Consider the following 15,294-nt stretch of genomic DNA (forward strand, 5'->3'; position numbering starts at 1 on the left):
CAGTATGTTACTTGAAATTTCGATAAAAAACTTTGCCATTATTGAGGCGATTTCGCTCAATTTTGAAAAGGGTATGACTGTTTTAACCGGGGAAACGGGTGCTGGAAAGTCTATCATTATTGACGCTATGAATCTCATGTTGGGGGCTCGTGCAACGACAGACGTTATTCGTCATGGTGCGCCAAAGGCAGAGATTGAGGGGCTTTTTTCGGTTGAAAATAGTCGCCTTTTACAGGAACTTTTTGAAGAGCAAGGTTTAGAATTGGGTGATGAGATTATCATCCGCCGGGAAATTTTGCAAAATGGTCGTAGTGTTAGTCGCGTGAATGGTCAGATGGTCAATCTTTCTGTCTTGCGTGCCATTGGGCAACACCTTGTGGATATCCATGGTCAGCATGACCAAGAGGAGTTAATGCGTCCTCAACTGCACATCCAGATGTTGGATGAGTTTGGTGATGCTGCTTTCTTGGACTTGAAGGAGACCTATCAGACGAGCTTTGATGCCTATCGCAAAATGCGCAAGCAGGTTTTGGAAGTCAAGAAAAACCAACAGGAACATAAGGCACGTATCGAAATGTTGGAATTTCAAATGGCAGAGATTGAGGCTGCAAACTTGCAGGCTGGTGAAGACTTGGCTCTCAACCAAGAACGAGATAAACTCCTCAATCATAAAAATATTGCAGATACCCTAACCAATGCCTACAGTATGCTGGACAATGAGGAATTCTCCAGTCTTGCTAATGTCCGTTCGGCCATGAATGACATGGAAAGTGTCGAAGAATATGACCCTGAATACCGTGAAATTTCAAGTTCTCTATCAGAAACATACTATGTTTTAGAAGATATTACCAAGCGTTTAGAAGATATTATTGAGGATTTGGATTTTGATGGCAATCGCCTCATGCAGGTTGAAAATCGCTTAGACCTTATAAATACTATTACCCGCAAGTATGGTGGAACTGTGGACGACGTTTTGCTTTATTTTGCCAAGATTACGGATGAGTACAATCTCTTGACGGGTAATAACCTTTCTTCTGAAGACATGGAAGCAGAGCTCAAGAAATTGGAAGTTAATCTTGTCGATTTGGCAGGGCAACTTGCATCAGCTCGTCATGATTTGGCCCAGCAGCTTGAGGCTGAGATTAAACAAGAACTTCAGGATCTCTATATGGAGAAGGCACAGTTCCAGGTTCGCTTTAGCAAGGGCAAATTTAGTCGTGAGGGGAATGAAACAGTCGAGTTTTATATTTCCACCAACCCAGGTGAGGACTTTAAGCCTTTGGTCAAAGTTGCGTCCGGTGGGGAATTATCCCGTCTCATGTTGGCTATCAAGTCTGCCTTTTCTCGTAAAGAAGGCAAGACCAGTATTGTCTTTGATGAGGTGGATACGGGAGTTTCAGGTCGCGTGGCCCAAGCCATCGCACAGAAGATTCATAAGATAGGCCAGCATGGTCAGGTTCTTGCTATCTCTCACCTTCCACAAGTGATTGCCATCGCGGATTATCAATTCTTTATTGAGAAGATTAGCGATGAGCACTCAACGGTGTCGACGGTTCGCCTTTTGACTTTAGAAGAGCGAGTAGAGGAAGTAGCTAAAATGTTGGCTGGGCAAAATGTAACAGAGGCGGCCCTTACCCAAGCTAGAGAATTATTGCAAACGAGGGAGAAATAAATGACAGACTATTATGTAATTGGAGATGTTCACGGAAAAGCAGGTATGCTGGAAGACCTTCTCAAAACATGGGATGGTCACACCCAGTTGCTCTTTCTAGGGGATTTGATTGACCGTGGTGAAGACAGTCGCCGTGTTCTAGAAATGGTCAAAGACTTGGTCGACAATCAAGGAGCTATCTGTCTATCAGGAAACCACGAGTATATGTTTCTGACTTGGCTCGATGACCCAGAAGAAAGCTATGACCATTATCGTCGCAATGGTGGAGATACAACTATTAACTCTATTTTAGGTCGTCCCTTGGATGCACCAGTTGATGGCGTAGAAGATGCCAAGCGTGTTGCGACTGAAGCGGCAGACTTGGTCGAATTTATTCGTCAAATGCCATTTGTGGTGGAGACAGACAAGTATATCTTTGTTCATGCGGGTATTGACTTGACCTTGGATGATTGGCATGAAACCACAGATTATAAGAAAGTCTGGCTCAGAAAGCCATTCCACGAAGCTGAAAATCATACTGGAAAAACGATTGTCTTTGGGCATACACCGGTTTATGGTTTGCTCAAGCAAGACCGAGGTACAGCTGAGCTTTGGATAACAGAGGATGGCAAGATTGGTATGGATGGAGGAGCTGTCTATGGTGGTGTCCTTCATGGAATCATCTTTACAGACCAAGGAATGACCGAACACCACTTTATCGAAAATGATGGCTTTATTGCCGAAGATTAGTACTCCTAGCAGGGTATGGTCTTGTCAAAATGTTAAAAACAATTTATAATTAATAGATACCCTGAAAGGAAGAGCATCATGAACTTAGAAGAATTAAAAAAACGACAGGAGAAGATTCGAAACTTCTCTATTATCGCCCATATTGACCATGGGAAATCAACGCTAGCAGACCGCATTTTGGAAAAGACGGAGACGGTTTCTAGTCGTGAAATGCAAGCCCAACTTCTGGATAGTATGGATCTTGAGCGTGAACGTGGGATTACCATTAAACTCAATGCCATTGAGCTTAATTACACTGCGAAAGATGGTGAGACCTATATTTTCCACTTGATTGACACACCTGGGCACGTGGACTTTACCTATGAAGTGTCGCGTTCACTAGCAGCCTGTGAAGGAGCAATTTTGGTGGTTGATGCGGCCCAAGGGATTGAAGCACAAACACTTGCCAACGTTTATCTAGCATTGGATAATGATTTGGAAATCTTGCCCGTCATTAACAAGATTGATCTACCAGCAGCTGATCCAGAGCGTGTTCGTACAGAGATTGAGGATGTCATCGGACTGGATGCCAGCGAAGCAGTCTTAGCTTCAGCCAAAGCTGGTATTGGTATTGAAGAAATTCTTGAGCAGATCGTTGAAAAAGTGCCAGCTCCAACTGGTGATGTTTCAGCTCCATTAAAAGCCTTAATTTTTGACTCAGTTTATGATGCCTATCGTGGGGTTATCCTCCAAGTGCGTGTCATGGATGGAGTGGTTAAACCTGGCGATAAGATTCAGCTCATGAGCAATGGCAAGACCTTTGATGTGACGGAGGTCGGTATTTTCACGCCGAAAGCAGTAGGGCGCGATTTTCTTGCGACTGGTGACGTTGGTTATATTGCGGCTTCTATCAAGACAGTTCAAGATACGCGCGTGGGTGATACAGTTACTCTAGCAAGCAATCCAGCAGCAGAACCGCTAGATGGATACAAGCAGATGAATCCTATGGTCTTTGCGGGTCTTTATCCAATCGAATCAAACAAATACAATGACCTTCGTGAAGCCCTTGAAAAATTGCAGCTCAACGATGCCAGCCTTCAGTTTGAACCAGAAACATCTCAGGCGCTGGGATTTGGTTTCCGTTGTGGATTCCTTGGACTTCTCCATATGGATGTTATCCAAGAGCGTTTAGAGCGTGAGTTCAACATTGATCTCATCATGACAGCTCCATCTGTTATCTATAAGGTTAACCAAACTGATGGTGAATCTATGGATGTGTCTAACCCCTCTGAATTTCCAGATCCAACCAAGATTGCGACTATTGAAGAACCGTATGTCAAGGCGCAAATCATGGTACCGCAGGAGTTTGTCGGAGCAGTGATGGAACTGGCTCAGCGCAAGCGTGGGGATTTTGTGACCATGGACTATATTGATGATAATCGTGTCAATGTTATCTATCAAATTCCACTTGCTGAAATCGTCTTTGACTTTTTTGATAAGCTCAAGTCTTCGACACGTGGTTATGCAAGCTTTGACTACGAATTGTCAGAGTATCGCCCATCTAAACTGGTCAAAATGGATATTCTTCTCAATGGAGACAAGGTGGATGCCCTCAGCTTTATCGTTCACAAGGATTTTGCCTACGAACGTGGGAAACTCATCGTGGATAAGCTCAAGAAAATCATCCCTCGTCAACAATTTGAGGTGCCGATTCAAGCAGCTATTGGGCACAAAATCGTGGCTCGTACTGATATCAAGGCCCTTCGTAAGAACGTACTTGCCAAGTGTTACGGTGGTGACGTTTCTCGTAAACGCAAACTCCTTGAAAAACAAAAAGCTGGTAAGAAACGCATGAAAGCTATCGGATCAGTAGAAGTCCCACAAGAAGCCTTCCTTAGCGTCTTGAGCATGGATGAAGAATAGAAATAAAAAAACTCTTGAAGATTTTTCAAGAGTTTTTGCTTTAAATGAGAGTGATAAAATCGGAAGCTAACAGAATCGATTAGGTTAGAATTTGACAGAAGTCCTTATTTTTCTTATAATGCAGATGGAAAGGTGGTAGGATGAAAAAATTATTAATTTTAGGTACTGTAGTTACTGTTAGTGCTTTTTTAGCTTCATGCTCCAATAAATCGCAAACAGCAACCGAAGAAAGTTCGACTGCGGTTGTTAGTTCTTCAAGAAGTCAGGAAACGAATAGCACTAGTTCTGCTGTTTCTGAAGCGAAAAAGGAAGAGACGCAAATCATCGGTTCGAATGAATATGGATTTGTCAAGGTACCCAAATCATGGGTTCGATTCCATGAAGTAGAAGGTGGAAATGATATACAGTATTGAGATGGAACAGATATCAACATTGTTACGCTGAATACCTTTAAGGCTGAGCAGTTCAATATCAGCGAAGAAGAATATGCTAAACTGGATGTTGTGACTGTCTCATCTAGTATTTTAACTTCCAAAGAACAAAGCTCTGATTTCAGTAAGGTTTGGAGCTCCAAATCGACCATTGGAGGCTATGAAGCCTATGTTGTCAATGCAATTGCTAAGTCAGGGAAATACCTCGTTACTTGGGTTTTCCGATCAAATGATGGTAAAATCCGCTATGTTTCACTTGAAGGGGATGGGGAAACTTTAAAAACAATCTTACCGATGGTTGAAAGTAGCTGGTCAACTACTAAATCTGAATAAATGAAAAAAAGAAGATCCTTGGTCTTCTTTTTATTTTTTTTACGAATAGATAGATGAGTAGAAAAAGAAATGGAGTTGTATATGAAGATCACAAACTATGAGATTTACAAATTGAGAAAAGCTGGGCTGACCAATCAACAAATTTTAACAGTTCTTGAATACGATGAGACTGTAGATCAGGAGCTCTTGCTAGGTGAGATTGCAGAAATATCGGGGTGTCGTAATCCTGCAGTCTTTATGGAACGCTATTTCCAGATAGATGATGCTCAGTTGGAGAAAGAGTTTCAGAAATTTCCATCATTCTCGATTCTTGATGACTGTTATCCTTGGGATCTGAGTGAGATTTATGATGCTCCAGTGCTCTTGTTTTATAAAGGAAATTTGGACTTGTTGAAGTTTCCAAAGGTTGCCGTTGTAGGGAGTCGTTCATGTTCTAGTCAGGGAGCAAAGTCGGTTCAGAAAGTCATTCAAGGTTTGGAAAACGAGTTAATTGTGGTCAGTGGTTTAGCCAAAGGGATTGATACGGCTGCTCATATGGCTGCACTCCAGAATGGAGGAAGAACGATTGCCGTCATTGGAACAGGATTGGATGTTTTTTATCCCCGAGCCAATAAACGTTTGCAGGAACACATTGGCAATCACCATTTGGTACTTAGCGAGTACGGACCTGGTGAAGAACCCTTGAAATTTCACTTTCCAGCTCGTAATCGCATCATTGCTGGACTATGCCGTGGCGTTATTGTAGCAGAGGCAAGGATGCGTTCAGGGAGTCTCATCACCTGTGAGCGAGCTATGGAAGAAGGGCGTGATGTTTTTGCCATTCCAGGAAACATTTTAGATGGCCATTCAGATGGCTGTCACCATCTGATCCAAGAGGGAGCAAAGCTGATTTCCAGTGGTCAAGTTGTGTTGGCTGAGTTTGAATTTTAAGGAGAAATTTGTTCACTCAGATAAACTTTTCTTCTATATATAGGACTTAGGTCTTGACAGCTATAGAAAAATGGTTTACACTTTATAAAGTTTATTACTTTGAAAAGGTGTGATAGTGTGGCTACGGCAACAAAGAAGAAAAAATCAACAGTTAAGAAAAATCTAGTCATCGTGGAGTCGCCTGCTAAAGCGAAAACGATTGAGAAATACCTAGGCAGAAATTACAAGGTTTTAGCCAGTGTCGGGCATATCCGTGATTTGAAAAAATCCAGTATGTCAGTCGACATTGAAAATAACTATGAACCGCAGTATATCAATATCCGAGGCAAAGGCCCTCTCATCAATGATCTGAAAAAAGAAGCCAAAAAGGCTAATAAAATCTTTCTGGCAAGTGACCCGGACCGTGAAGGAGAAGCAATTTCCTGGCATTTGGCTCACATTCTCAACTTGGATGAGAATGATGCCAACCGTGTAGTCTTTAATGAAATCACCAAGGACGCTGTAAAAAATGCCTTTAAAGAACCTCGCAAGATTGACATGGACTTGGTCGATGCCCAACAAGCTCGTCGTGTCTTAGACCGCTTGGTCGGGTATTCAATTTCGCCAATTTTGTGGAAAAAAGTCAAGAAGGGCTTATCAGCAGGACGCGTGCAGTCAGTTGCCCTTAAGCTCATCATTGACCGTGAAAATGAAATCAATGCCTTCCAACCGGAAGAATACTGGACAATTGATGGTGTCTTTAAAAAGGGAACCAAGCAATTTCAGGCTTCTTTCTATGGTATGAATGGCAAAAAGATGAAATTGACCACCAATGAAGAAGTCAAAGAAGTTTTGTCCCATTTGACTAGTAAAGATTTCACAGTAGACCAGGTAGATAAGAAAGAACGCAAACGCAATGCGCCCCTACCGTATACAACTTCAACCATGCAGATGGATGCGGCTAACAAAATCAATTTCCGTACTCGAAAGACTATGATGGTGGCTCAGCAGCTTTATGAAGGGATCAATATCGGATCAGGTGTGCAAGGTTTGATTACCTATATGCGTACAGACTCGACTCGTATCAGTCCTGTGGCTCAGAACGAAGCAGCAAGCTATATTAACGACCGCTTTGGTAGCAAGTATTCCAAGCATGGTAGCAAGGTCAAGAATGCCTCAGGTGCTCAGGATGCCCACGAAGCCATTCGTCCATCTAGTGTCTTTAACACACCAGAAAGCATCGCTAAGTACTTGGACAAAGACCAGCTCAAGCTCTATACTCTTATCTGGAACCGTTTTGTGGCCAGCCAGATGACAGGCGCTATCTTTGATACCATGGCTGTTAAGCTATCTCAAAATGGAGTTCAGTTTGCGGCAAATGGAAGCCAAGTTAAGTTTGATGGTTATCTTGCTATCTACAACGACTCTGACAAGAACAAGATGTTGCCAGATATGGCTGTTGGAGATGTGGTCAAGCAGGTCAATAGCAAGCCAGAACAACATTTCACTCAACCTCCTGCTCGCTATTCGGAAGCGACTCTTATCAAGACCTTGGAGGAAAATGGGGTTGGACGTCCGTCAACCTACGCTCCAACCATTGAAACCATCCAAAAACGTTACTACGTTCGTCTGGCAGCTAAACGTTTTGAACCGACAGAACTGGGAGAAATTGTCAATAAACTCATCGTTGAATACTTCCCAGATATCGTAAACGTGACCTTCACAGCTGAGATGGAAGGAAAACTGGATGATGTCGAAGTTGGTAAAGAGCAGTGGCAACGTGTTATTGACGCCTTTTACAAACCATTCTCTAAAGAAGTAGCCAAGGCTGAATTCGAAATGGAAAAAATCCAGATCAAGGATGAGCCAGCTGGATTTGACTGTGAAGTTTGTGGCAGTCCAATGGTGATTAAGCTCGGTCGTTTTGGTAAATTCTATGCTTGTAGCAATTTTCCAGATTGCCGTCATACACAAGCGATTGTCAAAGAGATTGGTGTCGAGTGTCCAAGCTGTCATCAAGGACAAATCATCGAACGCAAAACCAAGCGTAATCGTATCTTCTATGGTTGCAATCGTTACCCAGAATGTGAATTTACTTCCTGGGACAAACCAATTGGCCGTGACTGTCCAAAATGCGGACACTTCCTTGTGGAGAAAAAAGTCCGTGGTGGTGGTAAGCAGGTTGTATGTAGTAATGGCGACTACGAAGAAGAGAAAATTAAATAAAATGCAGAGTCCTGAAAATGAATTTCAGGCTCTTTTTACTTGAAGCTTGACAAATTTCCCCCTTGTGTGCGAAACTAGAGGAAGAGTAATTTATCTAGGAGAAATCATGCGTATCATTTATCTCTGTATTGGCTTTATTTCGCTGGCTTTAGCTGTTATTGGAGTTGTCCTACCACTTTTACCAACAACCCCCTTTCTTTTGTTAGCTATCGCTTGTTTTTCAAAATCTTCTAAGCGTTTTGAAGACTGGCTTTATCATACAAAGCTTTATCAGACTTATGTAGCGGACTTTCGGGAAACCAAGTCAATAGCGCGAGAACGAAAGAAAAAAATCATCGTATCTAGCTATATCTTGATGGGAATTTCTATTTATTTTGCCCCTCTTTTGCCAGTCAAAATTGGTCTGGGAGCCTTGACTATCTTTATCACCTACTATCTCTTTAAAGTCATTCCTGACAAAGAATAGATAAAAATAGTAGTTATTTGCCTTGGTAAAAATGAAAGCATATTTAAAATAATATGATATAATAAATTCAAAGAAAACATCAAGGAGAATCAAATGATTTACGAATTTTGCGCTGAAAATGTGACCTTGCTTGAAAAAGCGATGCAGGCTGGAGCTCGTCGAATCGAACTTTGTGATAATCTAGCTGTAGGAGGAACAACGCCAAGTTATGGAGTGACCAAGGCAGCGGTTGAATTGGCAGCTAATTATGATAGCACCATCATGACTATGATTCGTCCCCGTGGTGGCGACTTTGTCTATACTGATCTTGAAATAGCGATCATGCTAGAAGACATTCGTTTGACTGCACAGGCTGGAAGTCAAGGGGTTGTATTTGGGACATTAACTGCTGATAAAAAGTTAGATAAGCCTAATCTTGAGAAGCTGATTGCCGCATCTAAAGGAATGGAAATTGTCTTTCACATGGCCTTTGATGAATTGAGTGATGAAGATCAGTTGGAAGCCATTGACTGGCTCAGCCAAGCCGGAGTAACTCGTATCCTAACTCGTGCTGGTGTGTCTGGAGACTCGCTAGAAAAACGTTTTGCTCACTATCACAGAATTTTGGAACATGCAAAAGGTAAAATTGAAATCTTACCAGGTGGGGGGATTGACTTGGATAACCGTCAAACCTTTATTGACCAGCTGGGCGTGACACAATTGCATGGAACCAAGGTTGTCTTTTAAAAAATAGAAAGGAACTGCTAGCTTTTGGTAGCAGTTTTCACTTATGTTTGAAATTTTTAAATCTTACCAGTTTAATAAAGAAAAAGCTCATGCCTATGGTTTTGTAGAAAATGGGGAAGTCTGGACCTATAGTTGCCAGATTTTGCAGGGTGACTTTTACATGGCAGTCTCTATCACTCCTGATAATGTGAGTTTTCAAGTTTTTGATCAGGAAACGGGTGACCTCTATCCTCAAGTACATATGGAAAGTATGCGTGGGAGTTTTGTTGCAAGTGTCCGTGAGGCTTGTTTGGAGATTCTTTACCAGATTCGGAAGGCTTGCTTTGATGTGCAGGATTTTATCTGTCCTCAGACTAAGCGTATCATGGATCAGATTCAGGAAAAGTATGGTGATCAGTTGGAGTATCTGTGGGAAAAGTCGCCTGATACAGCTGTATTGCGTCATGAAGGCAATCAAAAGTGGTATGCTGTTTTGATGAGAATCCCATGGGATAAGCTGGAAAAGGGCAGAGAAGGCCTAGTCGAAGCAGTCAACCTCAAACATGACCAAGTAGCTGACTTGCTTTCAAAAAAAGGCATTTATCCAGCCTTTCATATGAACAAACGCTACTGGCTTAGTCTGGCGCTTGATGATAGTTTGCAAGATGAAGAAGCGTTAGAACTTGTCGAAAGAAGTTGGAACTTGACCGTGAAAAAATAAAGAAATTCACTTGAGTTTTCAAACACTTTCAATTAGCAAAATATTCTTTACTGAAGAAATTTTCAGAAAATAATGGATTTTTTCTTGACAAGTGTTTTTAGCTATGCTAAAATACTAAACAAGATATCAAACGAAGGAGAAAGTCAAACATGAAAACAGCTAAGTTTAATCAATTTGCTTTGTTGTTGAGGTACTCGGGCTAGTGCAAAAGCATTAGTCCTGTTTGGCTTACCAAGCGGGAGTAAATCAACATCTCGCTTGGGCTTCTGAGCGAGATGTTTTTTTAAAACCACATTTGGAAAAGGGGAAATCTTATGCGTAAAGTTGAATTTTTTGATACAAGCCTTCGTGATGGGGAACAAACACCTGGTGTTAACTTCTCAATAAAGGAAAAAGTTTCCATTGCAAGACAGCTGGAGAAATGGGGAATTTCTGTAATTGAAGCTGGTTTTCCGGCTGCTAGTCCAGATTCATTTATAGCCGTTCAAAAAATTGCTAGAGCCATGAAAAAAACAGCAGTGACAGGATTAGCTCGTTCTGTAAAATCTGATATTGATGCTTGTTATGAGGCTCTTAAGGATGCCAAGTATCCACAAATTCATGTCTTTATCGCTACCAGTCCGATTCACCGCAAGTATAAGCTCAATAAGAGCAAGGAAGAGATTTTAGAAGCTATCAAGGAGCATGTTTCTTATGCACGTTCTAAGTTTGAGGTTGTCGAGTTCTCTCCTGAAGATGCGACTAGGACAGAGTTGAATTTCCTCTTACAAGTCGTTCAAACAGCGGTCGATGCAGGTGCATCTTATATCAATATCCCTGACACAGTTGGCTTTACGACTCCAGAAGAGTTTGCACGCATCTTTGATCACTTGACTGAAAATATTAAATCAGATCATAAAGTTGTCTTTGGTGTCCACTGTCACGATGATCTCGGTATGGCAACTGCAAATACTTTGACAGCAATTAAACACGGTGCTGGACGTGTCCAGGGAACTATTAATGGTATCGGTGAACGCGCAGGTAATGTTGCTCTTGAAGAAGTAGCTGTTGCTTTGAAGATTCGTGAGGATTTCTTCCAAGCAACTAGTGATATTGTTTTGGATGAAACAATGAATACGTCAGAAATGGTTTCTCGCTTCTCTGGTATTCCAGTTCCTAAAAACAAGGCTGTCGTTGGTGGTAATGCCTTTTCTCATGAATCTGGTATTCACCAAGATGGAGTTCTTAAAAATCCTCTCACTTATGAGATCATCACACCTGAATTGGTTGGTGTTAAGAGCAATAGCCTTCCGCTTGGAAAATTGTCTGGTCGCCATGCCTTTGTTGAAAAACTAAGAGATTTGGCCCTAGACTTTACTGAAGAAGACATCAAACCACTCTTTGCTAAGTTTAAGGCACTAGCGGATAAGAAACAAGAAATCACAGATGCAGATATTCGAGCTCTGGTAGCTGGAACCATGGTTGAAAATCCAGAAGGATTCCACTTTGATGATTTACAACTTCAAACCCATGCGGAAAATGACATTGAAGCCCTCGTTAGCCTAGCTAATATGGATGGTGAAAAAGTCGAATTTAATGCAACAGGGCAAGGTTCCGTTGAAGCGATCTTTAACGCTATCGATAAGTTCTTTAACCAATCTGTCCGCTTGGTGTCCTACACTATTGACGCGGTAACAGATGGAATCGATGCCCAAGCTCGTGTCTTGGTCACTGTTGAAAACAGAGATACAGAAACCATCTTTAACGCAGCAGGTCTTGATTTCGATGTATTGAAGGCTTCGGCTATTGCTTATATCAATGCCAATACTTTTGTTCAAAAAGAGAATGCAGGTGAGATGGGGCATAGCGTTTCCTACCGAGACATGCCTAGTGTGTAAAGGAGAAGGCTATGACAAAGAAAATAGTAGCTCTAGCAGGGGATGGAATCGGTCCAGAAATCATGGAAGCTGGTTTAGCGGTTCTGGAAGCTCTAGCTTCAAAAACAGGATTTAACTATGAGATAGACAGACGCCCCTTTGGAGGTGCGGGTATTGATGCTGTGGGGCATCCCTTACCTGATGAAACCCTTAAGGCATGTAGAGAAGCAGATGCTATTCTCCTTGCGGCTATCGGTAGTCCTCAGTATGATGGAGCATCGGTTCGGCCTGAACAAGGCTTGCTGGCTCTTCGTAAGGAACTCAATCTTTATGCCAATATTCGCCCTGTTAAGATTTTTGATAGTCTCAAGCATTTGTCACCTCTCAAACCGGAACGAATTGCTGGTGTAGACTTTGTCGTGGTGCGTGAGTTGACAGGTGGAATTTACTTTGGGGATCATATCCTTGAAGAGCGAAAAGCGCGTGATATCAACGACTACAGCTATGAGGAAGTAGAGCGGATCATTCGCAAGGCATTTGAAATCGCAAGAAGTCGCAGAAAAATCGTTACTAGTATCGATAAGCAAAATGTTCTAGCGACTTCAAAACTCTGGCGGAGAGTAGCTGAGGAAGTCGCTCAGGATTTCCCAGATGTAACCTTGGAACACCAGTTGGTGGACTCAGCTGCCATGCTCATGATTACCAATCCTGCCAAGTTTGATGTCATCGTTACGGAAAATCTTTTCGGAGATATTCTATCTGATGAATCAAGCGTTCTATCTGGCACGCTTGGAGTCATGCCATCAGCTAGTCATTCTGAAATAGGTCCAAGTCTTTATGAACCTATTCATGGTTCGGCACCTGATATTGCAGGTCAAGGAATTGCCAATCCTATTTCCATGATTTTGTCAGTTGCCATGATGTTGAGAGATAGCTTTGGACGTTATGAGGATGCGGAGCGTATCGAACGTGCTGTTGAAGCTAGTTTAGCGGCTGGCATTTTAACAAGAGATATTGGAGGACAGGCTTCGACCAAGGAAATGACAGAAGCTATCATTGAAAGATTATGAAGATAAATGAAGGAATAACACTTGCCCTCTTGATTTGGAATTTGCTGGTTTTCTTGATTTATGGCATTGACAAATCCAAGGCAAGAAGAGGTGCTTGGCGCGTCCCAGAGAAAATCTTACTCATTTTAGCCTTTACTTTTGGTGGTTTTGGTGCCTGGTTGGCAGGAATCACCTTTCACCACAAGACTAGAAAATGGTACTTTAAAACAGTTTGGTTTCTAGGGATGGTGACCACACTAGTAGCCTTATATTTTATTTGGAGGTAATGGATGGCAGGAAAATCGATTTTTGATAAATTATGGGACCGTCATGTCATCACAGGAGAAGAAGGGCAGCCCCAACTCATGTATGTGGACCAGCACTATATTCATGAAGTGACTAGTCCCCAAGCTTTTCAAGGATTACGAGATGCGGGGCGCAGATTGAGACGGCCCGACTTGACATTCGGAACCTTTGACCACAATGTACCAACGGTCAATATCTACGATATTCGAGATGTCATTTCTAAGGCTCAAATTGATAAGCTTGCTGAAAATGTTGAGGAGTTTGGGATTGAACATGCTGCCCATGGTTCTGAAAAGCAGGGGATCGTTCACATGGTAGGTCCAGAAACAGGACGGACCCAACCAGGAAAATTCATCGTCTGTGGAGACAGTCATACAGCTACTCACGGAGCTTTCGGGGCTATCGCCTTTGGGATTGGGACCAGTGAGGTCGAGCATGTCTTTGCTACCCAGACCCTTTGGCAGGTCAAACCCAAGAAAATGCTGGTAGAGTTCACTGGTGTTCCTCAAAAAGGAGTCTATTCTAAGGATTACATTCTCGCCTTAATTGCCAAGTACGACGTTGCCTGTGGTGTTGGCTATGTGGTTGAATATCGTGGACAAGCAATTGATGCACTGACCATGGAAGAGAGAATGACCATCTGCAATATGTCTATCGAGTTTGGCTCCAAGATGGGAATCATGAATCCAGATCAGACCACCTATGACTATCTCAAGGGACGGGAATGCGTTCCCAAAGCTTTCGAGGAGGCTGTGGCTGATTGGAAAACCCTAGTCAGCGATGATGATGCTGTTTATGATAAAGTTATCCGGATGGATGTCTCAGACTTGGCTCCTATGGTGACCTGGGGAACCAATCCTGCTATGGGCGTCGACTTTGACAGTAGCTTCCCAGAAATCAAGGATATGAACGATGAGCGTGCTTATCATTACATGGACTTGGAGCCTGGTCAAAAGCCAGCGGACATTGAACTAGGTTATATCTTTATCGGGTCTTGTACCAATGCTCGTCTCAGTGACTTACAGCTGGCTGCGCGATTTGTCAAAGGGAAGAAAATTGCTCCCAATCTAACAGCAATCGTAGTACCAGGTTCTCGTCCTGTCAAACGAGCTGCTGAGAAGTTGGGCTTGGATAAGGTCTTCCTAGACGCTGGCTTTGAATGGAGAGACCCAGGTTGTTCTATGTGCCTAGGGATGAATCCCGACAAGGTCCCTGATGGTGTCCACTGTGCCTCAACCAGTAACCGAAACTTTGAAGACAGACAAGGATTTGGTGCTAAAACCCATCTCTGCAGTCCAGCTATGGCAGCTGCGGCGGCTATCGCAGGGCGCTTCGTAGATGTTCGGCAAATGCCAGAGGCCCAGTAAGGAGAGGATATGGAGAAATTTACAGTTTATACGGGAACGACCGTTCCTCTCATGAACGATAACATCGACACCGACCAAATACTCCCCAAGCAGTTTCTCAAGTTGATTGATAAAAAAGGCTTTGGTAAGTACCTCATGTATGCTTGGCGTTATCTAGACGACAAGTATACTGAGGACCCAGACTTTGTTTTTAACCGACCTGAATATCGTAAAGCTAGTATTCTCATCTCAGGGGATAACTTTGGGGCAGGTTCTTCGAGAGAACACGCAGCTTGGGCTCTAGCCGACTATGGTTTTAAGGTTGTGATTGCAGGATCTTTTGGGGACATTCATTACAATAATGAACTCAATAATGGCATGTTGCCTATTGTTCAGCCTAGGGAGGTTAGAGAAAAGCTAGCCCAACTCAAACCGACCGATCAGGTAACTGTAGACTTGGAACAACAAAAAATCATCTCACCAGTTGGAGAATTCACTTTCGAAATCGATAGCGAGTGGAAACACAAACTTTTAAATGGTTTGGATGATATCGGTATTACCTTGCAGTATGAAGATTTGATTGCTGCTTATGAAAAACAACGCCCATCCTATTGGCAGGATTAGAAAAAATAGAAAAGGAACT

The 15,294-nt window shown here is 42.5% G+C and carries 13 protein-coding genes and 1 pseudogene; all 14 read left to right on the forward strand.

Annotated elements, in window-relative coordinates; translation table 11 throughout:
- Window positions 1-4: 4 nt before the first annotated feature.
- Window positions 5-1,672, forward strand: a complete 1,668-nt coding sequence (gene recN / locus Q4443_RS01140; protein WP_049479358.1) for a DNA repair protein RecN — start codon at window positions 5-7, stop codon at window positions 1,670-1,672.
- Window positions 1,673-2,401, forward strand: a complete 729-nt coding sequence (locus tag Q4443_RS01145) for a metallophosphoesterase family protein (protein ID WP_000133319.1) — start codon at window positions 1,673-1,675, stop codon at window positions 2,399-2,401.
- A gap of 78 nt (window positions 2,402-2,479) precedes the next feature.
- Window positions 2,480-4,303 carry a translation elongation factor 4 gene (lepA, locus tag Q4443_RS01150; protein WP_049505907.1) on the forward strand — a complete coding sequence of 608 codons (1,824 nt, stop codon included), beginning with the start codon at window positions 2,480-2,482 and terminating at the stop codon, window positions 4,301-4,303.
- Between the two features lie 140 nt (window positions 4,304-4,443).
- Window positions 4,444-5,067, forward strand: a pseudogene (locus Q4443_RS01155) (hypothetical protein).
- Between the two features lie 81 nt (window positions 5,068-5,148).
- Window positions 5,149-5,997: a DNA-processing protein DprA gene (gene dprA, locus Q4443_RS01160; protein ID WP_303407847.1), complete on the forward strand. Its 849-nt coding sequence runs from the start codon at window positions 5,149-5,151 to the stop codon at window positions 5,995-5,997.
- A gap of 117 nt (window positions 5,998-6,114) precedes the next feature.
- Window positions 6,115-8,202, forward strand: coding sequence for a type I DNA topoisomerase (gene topA, locus Q4443_RS01165; RefSeq protein WP_303407848.1), 2,088 nt, complete (start codon window positions 6,115-6,117; stop codon window positions 8,200-8,202).
- A 106-nt stretch (window positions 8,203-8,308) separates the two neighbouring features.
- Window positions 8,309-8,668 carry a YbaN family protein gene (locus Q4443_RS01170; protein ID WP_049518800.1) on the forward strand — a complete coding sequence of 120 codons (360 nt, stop codon included), beginning with the start codon at window positions 8,309-8,311 and terminating at the stop codon, window positions 8,666-8,668.
- 93 nt (window positions 8,669-8,761) lie between these two features.
- Window positions 8,762-9,394 (forward strand): copper homeostasis protein CutC, encoded by a 633-nt coding sequence (locus Q4443_RS01175; protein WP_049518799.1) that lies wholly within the window; start codon window positions 8,762-8,764, stop codon window positions 9,392-9,394.
- 43 nt (window positions 9,395-9,437) lie between these two features.
- Complete coding sequence (locus Q4443_RS01180) at window positions 9,438-10,094, forward strand: MmcQ/YjbR family DNA-binding protein (protein ID WP_049518798.1); 657 nt, start codon at window positions 9,438-9,440, stop codon at window positions 10,092-10,094.
- 314 nt (window positions 10,095-10,408) lie between these two features.
- Window positions 10,409-11,971 carry a 2-isopropylmalate synthase gene (locus tag Q4443_RS01185; RefSeq protein ID WP_049518797.1) on the forward strand — a complete coding sequence of 521 codons (1,563 nt, stop codon included), beginning with the start codon at window positions 10,409-10,411 and terminating at the stop codon, window positions 11,969-11,971.
- Between the two features lie 11 nt (window positions 11,972-11,982).
- On the forward strand, window positions 11,983-13,020 hold the full coding sequence (gene leuB / locus Q4443_RS01190; RefSeq protein WP_000162514.1) for a 3-isopropylmalate dehydrogenase: 1,038 nt from the start codon (window positions 11,983-11,985) through the stop codon (window positions 13,018-13,020).
- Entirely contained in the window at window positions 13,017-13,286 is a 270-nt protein-coding gene (locus tag Q4443_RS01195) for a DUF1294 domain-containing protein (RefSeq protein ID WP_000700094.1), read from the forward strand. Before leuB ends, Q4443_RS01195 begins: the two co-directional genes overlap by 4 nt.
- A 3-nt stretch (window positions 13,287-13,289) precedes the next feature.
- Window positions 13,290-14,672 (forward strand): 3-isopropylmalate dehydratase large subunit, encoded by a 1,383-nt coding sequence (gene leuC / locus Q4443_RS01200; protein WP_049518796.1) that lies wholly within the window; start codon window positions 13,290-13,292, stop codon window positions 14,670-14,672.
- A gap of 9 nt (window positions 14,673-14,681) precedes the next feature.
- Window positions 14,682-15,275: a 3-isopropylmalate dehydratase small subunit gene (leuD, locus tag Q4443_RS01205; RefSeq protein ID WP_049478171.1), complete on the forward strand. Its 594-nt coding sequence runs from the start codon at window positions 14,682-14,684 to the stop codon at window positions 15,273-15,275.
- Window positions 15,276-15,294: the final 19 nt, after the last annotated feature.

This window comes from Streptococcus sp. GP0011, from assembly GCF_030546305.1.
GTDB lineage: Bacteria > Bacillota > Bacilli > Lactobacillales > Streptococcaceae > Streptococcus.

What these genes read in the sequence shown, in the direction of transcription:
- recN (WP_049479358.1), top strand. Translation starts at nt 5, where the DNA reads ATGTTACTTGAAATTTCGATAAAAAACTTTGCCATTATTGAGGCGATT.
- Q4443_RS01145 (WP_000133319.1), top strand. Translation starts at nt 1,673, where the DNA reads ATGACAGACTATTATGTAATTGGAGATGTTCACGGAAAAGCAGGTATG.
- lepA (WP_049505907.1), top strand. Translation starts at nt 2,480, where the DNA reads ATGAACTTAGAAGAATTAAAAAAACGACAGGAGAAGATTCGAAACTTC.
- dprA (WP_303407847.1), top strand. Translation starts at nt 5,149, where the DNA reads ATGAAGATCACAAACTATGAGATTTACAAATTGAGAAAAGCTGGGCTG.
- Q4443_RS01170 (WP_049518800.1), top strand. Translation starts at nt 8,309, where the DNA reads ATGCGTATCATTTATCTCTGTATTGGCTTTATTTCGCTGGCTTTAGCT.
- Q4443_RS01175 (WP_049518799.1), top strand. Translation starts at nt 8,762, where the DNA reads ATGATTTACGAATTTTGCGCTGAAAATGTGACCTTGCTTGAAAAAGCG.
- Q4443_RS01180 (WP_049518798.1), top strand. Translation starts at nt 9,438, where the DNA reads ATGTTTGAAATTTTTAAATCTTACCAGTTTAATAAAGAAAAAGCTCAT.
- Q4443_RS01185 (WP_049518797.1), top strand. Translation starts at nt 10,409, where the DNA reads ATGCGTAAAGTTGAATTTTTTGATACAAGCCTTCGTGATGGGGAACAA.
- leuB (WP_000162514.1), top strand. Translation starts at nt 11,983, where the DNA reads ATGACAAAGAAAATAGTAGCTCTAGCAGGGGATGGAATCGGTCCAGAA.
- Q4443_RS01195 (WP_000700094.1), top strand. Translation starts at nt 13,017, where the DNA reads ATGAAGATAAATGAAGGAATAACACTTGCCCTCTTGATTTGGAATTTG.
- leuC (WP_049518796.1), top strand. Translation starts at nt 13,290, where the DNA reads ATGGCAGGAAAATCGATTTTTGATAAATTATGGGACCGTCATGTCATC.
- leuD (WP_049478171.1), top strand. Translation starts at nt 14,682, where the DNA reads ATGGAGAAATTTACAGTTTATACGGGAACGACCGTTCCTCTCATGAAC.